Here is a 14357-nt window from a genome sequence, read left to right as displayed (position 1 = left end):
TCGATGCTCAGGTAACGCCGACGCGTCGCTCAAGCCACAGATAGGCGGCAGCCGTCCAGGAAAAGCCGAGGCCACCGCAGCCTTGGCCGGTGACCGGGTCGAAATATTCTGCAAAACCTTCCGTTTCGATCGCTGTGATCGTGGATCGCCGCAGCTTTTCGGCGACAGCCGTGTGGCCGTTGCGCTTCAATCCGTCGATCAGAAGCCAGTTGATGATTGCCCAGGCGGGACCGCGCCAGTAACGCTTCGGCTCCCAGCTGGCGATGCCCGGCTTCGTCGTCGGAAAGGCGACCTTGAGATCCTTCGACCAGGCCTTCATTTCCGCAACCAGCGCGTCGGCAATCTGCTTGTCGAGATCCAGTGAGAGGAGGGGGATGAAACCGGCTTGCGTCGCCGCTTCGACATCTTCTCCCGAGATCAAGTCTTGCGAGACGAAGCGCGCGAGGTCCGGCCGCCATTGGGCCATGATCGCCTTGCGAGTGCGGTTGTTGAAGGCAGCGGTCTCGATCGCGTCCTCGGTCCGGTCGAACAGCCGGGCAAGGTGCTCGAGGTCTTCGCCGGCCTTGAGCAGGATAGCGGTCGTCTGGATCTCGGCGACCTTGAAGGACGCCTTTTCCCATTGTTTCGCCGGATCCCAGCCGCAGGCGGCATAGGTATCGACCAGATGAATGAAGCGGCGGTAATCCTCGTCACGCGGACGCATGTCGGCATCGACATGGCCGGTATCCTTGCGCACGACAGGGGTATCGGTGGTGGTGGGTACACGAGCGAGCGCGATGTCCCAGGCGGGAGAATTGTCGCTGCCGCTTTCCCAGGGATGCAGCAGCGCGACCAGGCCGGTGCCATCGGGATCGCGGGCGGAATACCACCAGCGATGCCATTTCAGCGCCGCTTCGTAAAGTGGCAGGGTACGGGCTTCGGCACCCTTGCCGGCGGCTTCATGCAGCTTGCGCAGTGCGATCGCGAAGACCGGCGGCTGGGTTATGCCGGAGGTCGCGATCGTGTGCTTCGTGCGCCAGACATCCGGTCCAGGAAAATAGGTTTCGCTTGGGGCGTGGAAGACGATATGCGGGATCATCCCGTCCGCCCACTGGCCCTCGACCAGCCGCTCCAGCTCGCGATAGGCGCGGTCGGTGTCGTAGAGCGCGAAGCCCATGGCGACGAAGGCGGAATCCCAGTTCCACTGGAAAGGGTAGAGCCGGTCGGTCGGCACCGTATAGCCGCCGCGATCGTTGGCGGCGAGGATGCGCTTGGCTTGGTCGACATGCATGTTCATTTCGGGAACTCCGGTATTCTCAGGCCAAGACGGCCGGAAACGACTTGCCGCTTTCGGGCGAAAGCCAGGTGATGCGCTTCTGGTCGAGCTTCAGGCCAATCGTCTCGCCGCTCTTCACGGTTTCCGAGGCCGGCAGGATGACGCGGACCGGCTGATCGTGGATCGAACCGGTCAGAAGCAGATGCGAGCCCATCGGCTCGGCAACGCGCACTCTCATTTCGAGACCCTGCGGCAACGGCGCGAGTTCGACGGCCTCGCCACGCAGGCCAAGGATGACTTCATTGCCGGATTCCCCAGGCGCTGCAAACTGCTCGGACCCTGCCGCCACCTGGCCGTTCGAAACCGGCACCTTGATGAAGTTCATCGGCGGATTGCCGATAAAACCGCCGACAAAACGTGTTGCCGGGTGATTGTAGATCTCGACCGGATGGCCGACCTGTTCGACCACGCCGCCATGCATGACGGCGATGCGGTCGGAAAGGCCCATGGCTTCCGTCTGGTCGTGGGTGACGTAGATCGTCGTGGTCCCCGCCGATTGCAGCACGGTCTTGAGTTCCGTGCGCATTTCGAGGCGGAGCAGCGCATCGAGGTTCGAAAGCGGCTCGTCCATCAGGAGAACCTTCGGTTCGACGGCAAGGGCACGAGCGACCGCGACGCGCTGGCGCTGGCCGCCGGAAAGCTTGTTCGGGTAGCGGTCGAGATATTGCTCGATATGCAACAGGCCGGCGGCCTTTTCGACCTGCGCCTTCACCCTGGTGTCGTCGGCCTTCTGCATCCGCAGCCCGAAGGCGACGTTCTCATAGACCGTCATATGCGGAAAGACGGCGTAGTTCTGGAAGACCATCGCCAGGCCGCGATCCTTAGGCGGTAGACCGATCACCGACTTGTCGCCGATACGGACATCGCCTGATGTTGCGGTCTCGAGGCCGGCGATGATGCGCAGCAGCGTGGTCTTGCCGCAGCCGGACGGACCGAGCAGCGAGACGAATTCGCCGTCGTTGATCGTCAGCGAGACCTCTTTCAGCGCCTGGAAGGCTCCGAAGCTTTTGCGGATGCGGTCGATGACAATATTGGCCATGTCGATGGTCCCGTTATTTGGAGGAAATGCCCCAGATCGCGAAGAGGTAACGCCTGACCGCGAAGATGAAGACAACCGAGGGAAGGATGAGCATCAGGCCGCCGGCAAAGCGGTAGTGCATCGGGCTTTCCGAGAGCACCGTCAGCAGGTAGGCGGTCAGCGTGCGGTTGCGCACCGTCAGCACCGACGCGGCAAAGACCTCGTTCCACGAGATGACGAAGGCAAAGACCGCTGTCGCGACGATGCCGGGCAAAGCCAGGGGCGCGACCACCTTGAAGAAGGCCTGGATGCGGGTGCAGCCGAACACCCAGGCGGCTTCTTCCAACTCTCTGGGCACGCCGAGGAAAATGCCCTGGGTGACGAGCGCGGCGAACGGAAGCGCCAGGACCGTATGGATGAGGCCGACGCCGACGATCGTATCGTAAAGGCCGAGCCGGATGAAGGAGACGGTCAGCGGCAGCGCCAGGATTGCCAGCGGGAAGGCGCGGGTCAGCAGCACCAGAAGGCGGTAACTGTCCTTGCCGCGGAAATCGTAGCGGGCGAGTGCGTAACCGGCCGGCGCGCCGAGCAGGATCGAAAGCGCCACCGTGATGCCGGCCGCACCAAGCGAGTTGAGAAAGGACTGGACGACGCCTTCGGTCTTCAGGAAGAGAAAAAAGGGCTCGAGGGATAGACCGGTGGGAAGGCCGGTCTTCGGCCAGACATAGACGCCCTGGCGACCGCCGAGTGCGCCGAGCGCCACCAGATAGATCGGCACCAGCACCCAGGCGCAGAGTGCGGCAATGCCGCTCCAGAGCAGCCAGCGTTGTGAAGAGATGAAGCCGGCGGCTTTGGGTGTGTCTGCGGCCGCGCTGATGGTGTCCGTGGTCATGGCAGGCGCTCCGGATCGACCTTCAAGGCCTTCAGATAGATGAGCGTGGCGGCGAGCGAGATGATCATGATCAGCACCGCATAGGCGGCAGCGACGCTGTAGTTCTGGTTCTGGTTCTGCCAGTTGTAGGCCTCACCGACGAGGACCGGGAAATTGCGCCCGCCGAGCGCATAGACCACCGCGAAGACCTCGAAGGCGAGCACGGTGCGCAGGATCAGCGCCGATTGCAGGGCGGGGCGGATCAGCGGCAGGGTGATGCGCCAGAAGCGCGTCCACGGACCAGCCCCGAAGATTTCGGCGGCTTCTTTGAATTCCTTCGGCACCTGGTTCAGGCCGGCGACGATGATGACCATGACGATGGCCGTGCCGCGCCAGATTTCGGCAACCGCAATGGCGATGAAGAGCGCGACCGGCGTCTGGTAGGAAAGCCAGCTTGCCTGCCTGCCGATGATGCCGAGGCCGAAGAGCAGCGAATTCAGATAGCCGGTATTCTGCAGGATCGACAGCCAGACGAGACCGGCGGCGAGATCGGAAATGCCGAGCGGGATTGTCCAGATCCAGAGGATCGTCTCGCGGCCGCGGCCGACTTTGGCGACCATCGTGCCCATGGCAAGCGCAATGGCGATCTGCACCGGCACGACCGCGATCGTCAGCAGGAAGGTGTTCTTCACGGAGCGGGTGAAATTGATGTCGGTGACCATGCGCTCGGCATTCGCCAGCGACGGCGCGCCATTGTCCGAAACCGCCAGCCAGATCGTCTGCACCAGCGGCATGACGAACAGCAGCGCCAGAAAGGCGACGGATGGCAGGATCAGCAGATAGGGGATCCAAGGTCGGCTATTGGTCATCGGCTTCCGCCTCGACGAGCAGAGGGTTGAAAGAGCGCCCGGGCATTTCGCCCGGACGCGTCGCGGGCGGATTTATTCGACCGGGCAGGGGCCGTCGCTCTTGGCATCGGGAGCCCAGCAGGCAGCCTTTGTGTCGGTCATCAGCTTGGCCATCGTGGCGCCCTGGGCCTTCAGCACGTCTGCGACGGGCTCGTTCTGCAGCACGATGCGCTGAAAACTGTCCATGTAGACCTTGTTGAATTCGCCGCCCTTGTCGCCGAGGCCGACCGGCAGCAGCGAGATGACCGCGTCCTTGGAAGCCTGGGTGGCCGTGACCGCCCCGGCGAGCAGCGCGACGCCGGCATCGAGATCCGGCGGCAGCTTGACGCTGAGGGTCGGGAAGAAGCCGACCTTGGAGGCGGTCAGCAACTGCGTCTCCGGCATGGAAAGGTGCTCGATGATTTTTTCTGCGCCGGCCTTGTCAGGCGCGCCCTTCGGAATGGCGAGACCAGCAACGACTGGCATGTAGCCGCGGCCCTTGGGACCCGCGGGAGCGGGGAAGACCACATAATCATCCGGTGCGGCGGAAATGGCATTCTTCAGTCGGGCGATATGGTCCCAGGCGACCATGACTTCGCCGGCAGCCAGCGGCTCCTGCATGAAGTCGTAGCTGGTCGAGTTCGGTGTCACATAGGTCCATAGCGCCTTCAGCTTCTCCCAGCCGGCCGCGGCGTCCGCACTTTGGAAGGTGCGCACGACACCCCCTGTGAAGGATGGATAGAAATAGCCCTGGAAGTACCGCGCCATCAGCCCCTTCGGGCCGGCCGGGAAGCCGATCTGCGGCTGGCCGGTCGCCTCCTGCATATTCTTGCCCCACGCGATCAACTGGTCATAGTTCAGCGCGTTTACGTCGGCGCCATCAGGCAGGTATTGCAGCGCCTCCTTTTTGGCGGCCATCACATAGGTCGCCTGCATCCACGGAATGTACTGCTGGGTGGACTTGCCGAGCTTGCCGAGATCGAGCAGCGACTGCGGCATGCCGCTCGCTGCCAGCTTCGTGGCGAGATCGTCGAGCGGTTCGAGCGTGTCCTTGTCGGCGAGCGGCGAAAGCTCGCCATGCAGCGCGCCGACGAGGCTGACGGTGCGCTTGCCGGCCTGGCGCTCGGCTTCCATGCGGACAGCAAACTGCGGCGGCTCTTCGACCACGTAATCAACCGCGCCGACGTCCTTCAGGAGTTCCTCGCGCACAACCGTCGCCTCCTCGATCGGGCGAAGCTGGGTGGACACGAACACCGTCTGGGCAAGCACCGGCGAGGCGAAGGCCAGCACGGTGGAAGCCAGAATTCCAAATGACATGATATGTTTCATCTTCTCCTCCTTCATTGTTTTTGTTTGAGATGCACTGCTGTCTATGCCGCCTTCAGGGGACGGCGATGGCTGTCGCGATCGACGAATTCGATCGCGTGAAGCTCCTGGAGTTCTTCGGCGGGTTCCCCGGCAATGGCGCGCAACAGCAGCGAGGCGAAGCTCGCGCCGAGATTTTCGCCGGTCATGCGCATGGTCGAGAGCGGAGGACTGGTAAAGGCGCCCATCGGCAGGTCATCATGGCCGACGATGCTGATCTGATTGCCGCCATCGACCTCGCGCAGTGCCCTCAGCGCCCCGATCGCCATTTCGTCGGTGGCGCAGACGAGCGCGGTCGGACGCGACGGCTGGCGCAGTAGTTCGAGCGCCGCGAGATAACCGCCCTGTTCCAACGGCGCACCTTCGGCGCAGAGGTCGGTGGCTAGGCCGCATTCCTCCATCGCCGCCCGCCAGCCGCAGCAGCGGTCATGTGCGAAATAATATTCCTGCGGGCCGGCGATATGGCCGATACGGCGGTGGCCGGTGGCATGAAAACGCAGCGTCGCGGCCCGAAAACCGGCAAAGCCGTCACCGTCGATAAACGGATGCGGCAGCAGGCTTTCGGTGCGGCCGTTGGTAACGAAGGGAATACCGCGCGACTGCAGGAATTCGACGCGCTCGTCCCTCCGCTTGGTGCGGACGAGAAGCATGGCGTCGACGCGCCGGCCATCGACGAAGCGGCGGCAGATATCGAGTTCGCTCTCGCCGCGCGGCACCGGCGCAATCACCAGATTGAGGCCGGCAGCAGCAAGATGTTCGGCGCAGCCCGACAACATATCGAGGAAATGCGGAGGGCCGATATGGCCGGGATCGCTCGGCAGCGTGACGGCGACCAGTTCGGCGCGCTGCCTGCGCAGACGGCGGGCCGAAGCATTCGGCCGGTAACCAACCTTGTCGGCAGCCTCGCGAACCCGCTCGCGCGTGGCCGCCGACACATCGGCATAACCGTCAAGCGCACGCGACACAGTGGTGATCGACAGTCCCAGCGATTGCGCGAGTTGTTTGAGATTGGCCAAGGTCTTCCTCCCGAAGTGAGAAAAAGATTCTCCAAAACGTTTTGGGAGTCAAGCCAAAACGTTTTGGATTTCTTGGCGACGTCATGCGTATGATCTTTCCATATGAGCAGAGACGTCACGGAGATATGCGAAGGGCGGGTCTTCTCAACGCAGCCTAGGCGGAACCACTATCTTGTGTATCTGGATACGCTCGGGAAGTTCGCACAGTAGTTCTGCGTCCCGTTCCAAATGGTGAACCTGCTGTGGATCGCCTTTCGTAAACGCGGTCATCGATTCCATGTCGGCCCAATACGAAATTGTCGTGAACCACGTCTCATCCTCACGGTCTTCGCGCAGCAGTTGAACGCCAAGCGCTGTCTTTAACAGGGGAGGAATTCCCACTGCCCGGTTGTAGGCTTCATATTCGTCAGCGAATTCCGGCTTCGTGCGGGCGCGCCAGATGCGAGCTATGCTTGGAACATTCGTCATGTCTTTCTCCCGGTGACATCTGACAAGCTGCGGTCGAGGAAATCGCGCACCAGCGGCAGTGCATTCTGGAAGATGGGTCGCCCAAGCGCGACGAAAAGTGTTCCCCGATGCAGCAGGCATAGAAGGCCTGCATGCGCAGGGACGCAGGCATCGAGTTGATGCTCGCTCAATCAGTGAGCTTGAGTGTCGCCGTAAACTGCGTCCCGTCCTCGCGGTAGTATTCCGCCTCGCCATGCAGTTGATTTACAAAGGCTTTAATCAGCCTTGTCCCCATTCCGGGTTCGTCCGATCGACCGTCGAATCCGATCCCGTTATCTGCGACGGTCAGCCTGGATTGCTCTCCCTCTGTCGCGTGCAGCATGACGCGAATATTTCCGGATTCTCGGCCCTCGAACGCGTATTTCATGCTGTTGGCAATCAACTCGTTGAGCAGGAGGGCAAACGGCGTTGCCTTGTCAGCAGCAATGACGATGTCGTCGATTTCAAAGGCGACGGACACGGCGCGACCATGGACGTCGACCAGCGTCTTGACGAAGGATGGAATGAATTCGCGCGCGGATATCCCGCTAAACTGGTCGAAGCCGTACATCTGCTCGTGAACGGCGGACATCGCAGAAATGCGCTGATTTAGTTTTTGAACGGCTTCCTGCTCAAAACCCTGTAAGCGCAACAGGGCCATCACCGTCTGCAGGTTGTTCTTCACTCGGTGATGTATCTCCCGCATGAGCGTTTCATTTGACCGCAACGCATCCGCAAGCTGCCTGGTGTGCAATGTGTCGACCTTGATGAGATTCTGGATCCACAAAGCGGCTGCCAAAGCTCCGATGAGGGCGAAGGCGATCAACGAAGCCGCAATTTTGGCATCCTCCCAGAAGGGCTGCATGATTACATGGATGTCTGCCGACGCAATGGCCACAAAAGGGGTGCGTTCGAGGATCCGGTATGCGACCAAGCGATCCTCATGGTCGACTGGCGACACGGAGCGGTAGGTGCCTGATGTCGCCTTCCTCATATAGTCGGTAAACAGCTTGTGGTTTCGCATATCGACCGGTCCGTCGGGTTCCGGGTATCGGGCGATAAGTTGCCCGTCGCGTCTGATGAGGCTGACGATCGAGTTCTCGCCTAACGCGACTGCGTCCCATATTGGCCTTAGAATGCTCGCGTCGAAGGCAATCACGGCGACGCCGGCGAACACGCCGTTTCGTTCTAGCCTGCGGCTGAAGACGAATATCTGCCGCTGGCTAAGGCGGCTGATGATCAGCGAAGATGTATATTCGTCGGCACCGTTTCTCAGCCGGACGAAGTAGTCGCGGTCTCTAACGTCGATCGGCTTGATATCGCGATCATTCGAGAAGAGCGTTTTTCCGTCGGCCCCGATGACATAGGCAGTCGCCAGAGGCGGGAGGTCGTTGACGGCAGCGGCAAGATCGCGCAGGCGATCCGGGCCGGGCAAAGATGTGCTCGGCCCCAGAGTATCATCGATCCGGTGCAGGGTCTCACGAGCAAGGGAATTCAACCAGTTCGCGTTGGCTGCAACGATTTTGGAAGCGGCGCTGACACGCTCGTCGCCACGGCGCACAGTTGTCTCGTAGCTGGATACCAGCCAGAGCGACAAGAGGGTGATCAGCGACAGAAACATCAGCGCGATGATCGCGAGCGATGCTTTTCCTACGGAGCCAACATATTTATCGCCACCGATCATCTCTTACGCCAAATTCCATTGTGCGGCGACGGCCAGATGGGGACATTGCAACGCATTCCGAACCATATCCGATAAGCTGATTTCTTACTCTCGAAAATTATGCGGCTCACGCTCCGGCGCTCTCAAGGGTACGACTTAGGATTGTATGTTCACAGTCTTTAGAGAATGACGTGACATCAGGTCAATCTCACTGCTTTCGAAAAGGAGTCAGAATGGTGGAGAAAACCTTTCATACGCGAAGCTCGGCTTCCGGCGTCCATTCGATCAAAATCTAATCAACCTCGTAACCTGATCTGAAAGTCGGTTTGGTAGGGAGCATGGACAGCGGCTCAGCAACAATAACACCTCTGCGAGAGCCTTCAGCCCCTCTTGACCCCGGATGGCGGGATTTCCGCGCCAGGACCATCCGATACCCGACACTACGCTGATACCAAGGTCATTCTGAATCGGATTAGAAATGCGAAAAAGAATACATGTGAGTCAATTGCGGGTGGGAATGTATGTCGAGGATGTTGAAATTCATGGAGAAGATACGACACGCCGGTTCAAACCGTTCCTGATCTCATCGGCCGGTCAGGTTGAGAGCTTGATGGCACGTCGCCTGATGACTGTCGTCATTGACGTCAGAAAAGGCTCGGATGTCGAACCAGGTGGGCCACAGGAAATCGATCGGGTTGCGTTTGACGCCCAGCTCCGCGCCGTGTTTTCGGCGCGGGAAATCAAGCAGGCGAGACAATGCGTAGAGGATACGAGACCGCAAATTCGCCACATGCTGGCTGACGCCAGGATCAAAGCCACTTTTGCCAGTGATGCGGCAAGCTCTGCTGTGGAGAGGATCATGTCTGCAGCCCTCGACAACGCCGGTGCACTCATCGCAATCGCGAGGCTGAAGGACAAGGATGAGTTGACGTTCCTCCACTCGCTGGCGGTTAGCGCGTTGATGATCACTCTCGGGCGCGGCCTCGGTCATGGTGAAGAGGAGGTACGGGTACTGGGACTTGGCGGCCTGGTTCATGATCTTGGAAAAATGGCGCTCCCCGACGAAATTTTAACGAAACCCGGCAAGCTGACGGCTGAGGAAATGAGTCTCGTTCGCGGGCATCCTCAGCGGGGATATGAGCTGGTTTCTCATGTCGCCGATGTGCCCAAGCAGGTGCTCGACATTTGCCGCCATCACCACGAGAAATTCGACGGCTCCGGCTATCCTAGTCGGCTCGCGGGAAAGAATATCCCATACGTAGCCCGGCTCGCGGCCATCTGCGACGTGTATGAAGCCCTGACGACAATCAGGCCGTATAAGCGCGCTTTCTCACAAGCTGAGGCGATCAACATCATGATGAATTCGCCAGGTCATTTTGACAGCCAGCTGCTATCCGCGTTCGTGTCAAAAATGGTGATCAGCGGCACGCTTCACTAAGCATGTCGCGAAAAGGTGCCGCGGTGGCCCATCCGTCCAATTGCCAGAGTTGACCGAGAGGTCGGCCTTAGCGTTTGCCGATCGACGGACTAAACACCATGAGGCTCAGAATTTCGAAGAGCACCTGTGCTGCGGCGTGGGCCGTGTTGGTCGTTGCGTCATATTGCGGGGCGACTTCGACGACGTCCCCACCCACCAGGTTGATCCCTTTCAGCCCGCGTATCAGTTCCAGGACTTCACGCGTGGTCAATCCACCGACCTCGGGCGTGCCCGTGCCGGGCGCAAAGCTCGGATCAAGGCTGTCGACGTCGAAAGAAAGATAAGTCGGGCCATCGCCGACGATGGATTTTGCCTTGGCAATGACAGCGGCAATCCCCATTCCGCTGATGTCTTCTGCGTGGATCACCGTCATTCCCGACGCATAGGAGAATTCCCACAAATATTCCGCCGAACCCCGGATGCCGATCTGGATCGTCCTTGTCGGATCGAGCACGCCGTCCAGCACCGCATTGCGGAACGGTCCGCCGTGATGAAACTTCGTCTGATCGAAGGCGCCGCTTGTGTCGCAATGGGCATCGATGTGAATGAGGCCGACCGGTTGCTGCCGACCGATGGCCTTCAAAATCGGTTGGCTGATGGAATGATCGCCTCCGACGGAAAGCGGGGCAACGCCGGCATCGACGATCTGGCCGACGCGTTTTTCGATGTCGTCGTGGCTGAGCTCCAGCCGGTAACGGCTCTGGAACGGCACGTCGCCAATGTCGGCGACCCGAAGATCGAAGACCGGCGCCGTGGCGAGAACGTGATTGTAGGGGCCGATCCTTTCGATAGCGCGAAGCGCTCTCGGTCCGAAGCGCGAGCCTGGACGATTGGTGACGCCAAGATCCATGGGGATGCCGGTGATCGCAACCTGGAGATTGCCGAAGTCCGGATCCTCGGCCGCAACCTGCATGTAAGGCGCGCTGAGGAAAGTCGGTATTCCGGCATAGGGCGCCAGTCTCGTGCCGTTCTTGGAGATGATCTTCTCCGCCACTTTCCGAAACTTCTCGTCGAAGATCTCGCCGCCATTGGCGTCCGCAAATTCTGCCCGCAGTTGTTCCAGCCGCGTTTTTTCCCACACCATGCGCTTGCGTCTCCGCTTCAGGTCCGTCTCGTCAGACAAAGAGGTTGAGAAAGCAATTGGTATCGTTGTAGCAATCGGTATCAAAGAGAAATCGACATGATCGCTGCAAAACCCAATTCCCTCGTTGCCCGCCTCTCTGCCCCGCCTATTCCTTCGGTCGTCGCCTGGAGCCGCGAATACAAGGGCGAAAAAGGACCGCTCATCGATCTGTCGCAAGCCGTCCCCGGCTATCCCGCGCATCCGGAAATGCTTCGTCTTCTGGCCGAGGCGGCCGGTCAACAGGCGATGACCGGATACGGGCCGATCGAGGGCGAACCTCTGTTGCGCAAGACCTATGCGGCTCACCTTGCCGAGCTTTACGGCGCCGAGCTTTCCGCCGGCAATATCCATATCACCGCCGGCTGCAATCAGGCCTTCATGTGTGCGGCGATCGCGCTTGCGGGCGCCGGCGATACGGTGGCGCTCACCAATCCCTTTTATTTCAATCACGACACAACGCTGTCGATGCTGGGCATCGGGCGTCGATTGGTCGATTGCGCCGCCGCCGGCGGGTTCCTTCCCGATCCGCGTTCGGCCGAGGCTGCACTTGCGGCCGGCGCGAAGATGCTTGCCGTCGTAACACCCAACAATCCCACCGGAGCGGTGTATCCGCCAAGCCTGCTGCACGAGCTTTTCGTCCTCTGCCGGAAATATGGCGCCTGGCTGATCCTCGATGAAACCTATCGCGATTTCCTTGGCGAGGATTATGGGCGGCCGCACTCTTTGCTGTCCGAGCCGGACTGGGAGGACACGCTCGTTCTTCTCTACAGTTTTTCGAAATCCTTCTGCATTCCCGGTCATAGACTGGGTGCGATCACGGCAGGCCCCAAGCTCATCGCCGAGATCGCCAAGGTCATGGACAATATGCAGATCTGCGCGCCGCGCTCGGCTCAGATCGCCGTTGCATTGGCCCTCCCGGCGCTTGCCGATTGGCGGGCCGGCAATCGGCTGGAGATCGCCCGCCGGGCCGATGCGTTGAGGCAGGTCTTTTCCGGGCTGCCGGATTGGAAGATCGGAGCGATCGGCGCCTATTTTGCCTTTGTCCGCCATCCCCACGCCGATCGATCGTCTTCAGAGGTTGCCGAAAAGCTCGCCAGGGAAGCCGGCATAGTTTGTTTGCCCGGCGCCTATTTCGGGGAGGGACAGGAGCGCTACCTCAGACTTGCCTTCGCCAACGCGGATGTGGCCTCGATCGGATTATTATCCGAGCGCCTTCGCTAGACCGCTGCGATCGGCCTCCGCCGGAAGTTGATGATAGCCACCGCGCCAGTAAAGCAGGGGTCCCATGTCCTGCCGGATTTCGATAGCGCAGACATGTCCGACCAAAATCGCATGAGAATTGTAGTGGAATGCGGTTTCGAGCTTGCAGTCCAGGACCGTCAGGGCATTTTCAAGGGCGGCGGCACCCGTCTTGAGGCGATACCATCCCGCGTCGCCGTAACGTTCGGCGCCTTTTCGCCCGTCGAGACCGGCAAAGGATTGGGCCACCTGCTGCTGGTCGGCGGCGAGCACGTTGACACAGAAGCAGCCGTACCGCTGCAGCGCCGGCCATGAGGAAGACGCGCGGTTGACACTGACGATGACGGAAGGCAACGCCGCCGAAAGCGAGGACACCGAGGTTGCGGTGAAGCCGGTGCGGTCTTGCCCGTCGCCGACCGTAATCACGCTGACCGCCCCTGCCAGATGACGCATCGAAAGCTTGAAGTCCGCCTCGCTGATCAAAGCCTCGGCACTCATCGGGCTGACTCTTTCGTTTTGGCAAAGCGGTTTACAGGCATTGAAAGACCGAGGTTTTCACGCAAGGTCTTGCCCTCGTATTCCTCGCGGAACAGCCCGCGGCGGCGAAGCTCGGGCAGGACGAGCCGCACGAAGTCGTCGAGACTCGACGGCAAGGTCGGAAACATCAGGATGAAGCCGTCGGCGGCGCGCGTCTCGAACCATTCCTCCATGAAGTCGGCAATCTGGGACGGCGTGCCCGTGATGCCATTTCCAGTATGTTTCTCGGCATAGTGCCGGATGAGTTCGCCGACGGTGTGGCCGCCTTTCACGAAATCGACCAGCTCGTCGAACAGAGCGCGTGACCCCTTCGGCGCCGCCGGCAGCCGATCCATAGGGAAGGGCTTGTCGAGAGCGACGTCGTGCAGGTCCGCTTCCAGGAATTCGGAGAGCATCAATCGGCCGACATCCGGATGCATCTTGTCGATCAGATAATCGACCTTGGCCTTTGCCTCGGCCTCGGTTTCACCGACATTGATCACGATGCCCGGCATGATTTTCAGATCGTCCGGATCGCGTCCATAGGCCGGCATCCGGCGCTTGACGTTTTCGTAGAAGGCCCGGTTACGCTCGATATTCGATGCGAGGCTGAAGACGATCTCGGCGGTTCGCGCCGCCATGTCTATTCCGGGTTCCGAACCGCCCGCCTGGGCGATGACGGGGCGGCCCTGGGGCGTTCGCGCGATGTTGAGGGGGCCGCGAACCTGGAAGTGCTTACCTTTGTGATTGAGCGTATGGTGCTTGTCCTTGTCATAATAGACACCGTTTTCACGGTCGAGAAGCAGTGCGCCTTCCTCGAAGCTGTCCCAAAGACCGAACACGACATCGACGAATTCGTTGCCGCGCTCATAGCGTAGAGCATGCGGGTCGAGCCCCTCGCGGTTGAAGTTGTAGCCGGTTTCGTCGTGATCTGACGTGACGACGTTCCAGCAGACGCGGCCCTGGCTCAGATGGTCGATCGAGGCGAACAGACGCGCGACATTGTATGGCTCGTAGTAACTGGTCGAGACGGTCGCCACGAGACCGAGATCGCTGGTGGTGACCGCCAGAGCCGAAAGCAGCGAGAGGGGTTCGAAACGGTTCATCTTGGTCGGAATGCGGGCAAGCGCATTGGCGTCGCCGACGGCAGCGGCGGGGGAATCCGCCATGAACATGAAATCGAATTTCGCCGCTTGGGATCGTTTGGCGACATCGAGCAGATGGGCGAAGTCGTTGGCGCCCTTGACGTCGCTTGCCGGATGCAGCCAGGAGGCAGGATGAAAGCCGAAGGTATAGACGAAAGTCCCGAGTTTCATCTTGTCGGTGCGCGCCATTGAGCTCTCCTGCTTTGTCGGGTCATGCCGCCAACGCAGGGCGACTG

The 14357-nt window shown here is 60.5% G+C and carries 13 protein-coding genes; 2 read left to right on the top strand and 11 right to left on the bottom strand.

Annotation, left to right across the window (positions count from 1 at the left end; translation table 11 throughout):
• Nucleotides 1-7: 7 nt before the first annotated feature.
• From FHX10_RS11210 to FHX10_RS11175, 8 genes are all read right to left on the bottom strand, one after another.
• Complete coding sequence (locus FHX10_RS11210) at nt 8-1276, bottom strand: MGH1-like glycoside hydrolase domain-containing protein (RefSeq protein WP_127429865.1); 1269 nt, start codon at nt 1274-1276, stop codon at nt 8-10.
• Nucleotides 1277-1295: 19 nt separating this feature from the next.
• Nucleotides 1296-2354 carry an ABC transporter ATP-binding protein gene (locus tag FHX10_RS11205; RefSeq protein WP_047612080.1) on the bottom strand — a complete coding sequence of 353 codons (1059 nt, stop codon included), beginning with the start codon at nt 2352-2354 and terminating at the stop codon, nt 1296-1298.
• A 13-nt stretch (nt 2355-2367) separates the two neighbouring features.
• Nucleotides 2368-3225 carry a carbohydrate ABC transporter permease gene (locus tag FHX10_RS11200; protein ID WP_127429864.1) on the bottom strand — a complete coding sequence of 286 codons (858 nt, stop codon included), beginning with the start codon at nt 3223-3225 and terminating at the stop codon, nt 2368-2370.
• The gene (locus FHX10_RS11195) at nt 3222-4073 is read right to left on the bottom strand and encodes a carbohydrate ABC transporter permease (RefSeq protein WP_047614591.1); all 852 of its coding nucleotides are present in this window, start codon (nt 4071-4073) and stop codon (nt 3222-3224) included. The genes FHX10_RS11200 and FHX10_RS11195 overlap by 4 nt, the downstream gene beginning before the upstream one ends.
• Nucleotides 4074-4145: 72 nt before the next feature.
• Nucleotides 4146-5420, bottom strand: a complete 1275-nt coding sequence (locus FHX10_RS11190) for an ABC transporter substrate-binding protein (RefSeq protein WP_097596073.1) — start codon at nt 5418-5420, stop codon at nt 4146-4148.
• A 41-nt stretch (nt 5421-5461) separates the two neighbouring features.
• Nucleotides 5462-6472 (bottom strand): LacI family DNA-binding transcriptional regulator, encoded by a 1011-nt coding sequence (locus FHX10_RS11185; RefSeq protein ID WP_097622443.1) that lies wholly within the window; start codon nt 6470-6472, stop codon nt 5462-5464.
• A 144-nt stretch (nt 6473-6616) separates the two neighbouring features.
• Nucleotides 6617-6940, bottom strand: coding sequence for an antibiotic biosynthesis monooxygenase family protein (locus FHX10_RS11180; RefSeq protein ID WP_097622442.1), 324 nt, complete (start codon nt 6938-6940; stop codon nt 6617-6619).
• A 166-nt stretch (nt 6941-7106) separates the two neighbouring features.
• Nucleotides 7107-8642: a sensor histidine kinase gene (locus FHX10_RS11175; protein ID WP_097596057.1), complete on the bottom strand. Its 1536-nt coding sequence runs from the start codon at nt 8640-8642 to the stop codon at nt 7107-7109.
• Nucleotides 8643-9099: 457 nt separating this feature from the next.
• Here FHX10_RS11175 and FHX10_RS11170 point away from each other — a divergent pair, with 457 nt between their 5' ends.
• On the top strand, nt 9100-10059 hold the full coding sequence (locus FHX10_RS11170; RefSeq protein WP_047614585.1) for an HD-GYP domain-containing protein: 960 nt from the start codon (nt 9100-9102) through the stop codon (nt 10057-10059).
• A gap of 67 nt (nt 10060-10126) precedes the next feature.
• On the opposite strand, the gene speB is transcribed toward FHX10_RS11170, so the two are convergent.
• Nucleotides 10127-11182, bottom strand: coding sequence for an agmatinase (gene speB, locus FHX10_RS11165; protein WP_132573363.1), 1056 nt, complete (start codon nt 11180-11182; stop codon nt 10127-10129).
• 96 nt (nt 11183-11278) lie between these two features.
• Here speB and FHX10_RS11160 point away from each other — a divergent pair, with 96 nt between their 5' ends.
• Nucleotides 11279-12442 carry an aminotransferase gene (locus FHX10_RS11160; protein ID WP_097622440.1) on the top strand — a complete coding sequence of 388 codons (1164 nt, stop codon included), beginning with the start codon at nt 11279-11281 and terminating at the stop codon, nt 12440-12442.
• On the opposite strand, the gene FHX10_RS11155 is transcribed toward FHX10_RS11160, so the two are convergent.
• A complete protein-coding gene (locus FHX10_RS11155) occupies nt 12422-12958 on the bottom strand; it encodes a flavin reductase family protein (protein WP_047614579.1) in 537 nt (178 codons plus the stop codon). The genes FHX10_RS11160 and FHX10_RS11155 overlap by 21 nt on opposite strands.
• A complete protein-coding gene (locus tag FHX10_RS11150) occupies nt 12955-14310 on the bottom strand; it encodes an LLM class flavin-dependent oxidoreductase (protein WP_097622439.1) in 1356 nt (451 codons plus the stop codon). The genes FHX10_RS11155 and FHX10_RS11150 overlap by 4 nt, the downstream gene beginning before the upstream one ends.
• Nucleotides 14311-14357 lie beyond the last annotated feature (47 nt).

Origin of the sequence: Rhizobium sp. BK591, from assembly GCF_014195045.1 — a bacterium.
GTDB classification, from domain to species: Bacteria; Pseudomonadota; Alphaproteobacteria; order Rhizobiales; family Rhizobiaceae; genus Rhizobium; species Rhizobium anhuiense.
This window is presented reverse-complemented; position numbering and strand designations above follow the sequence as displayed.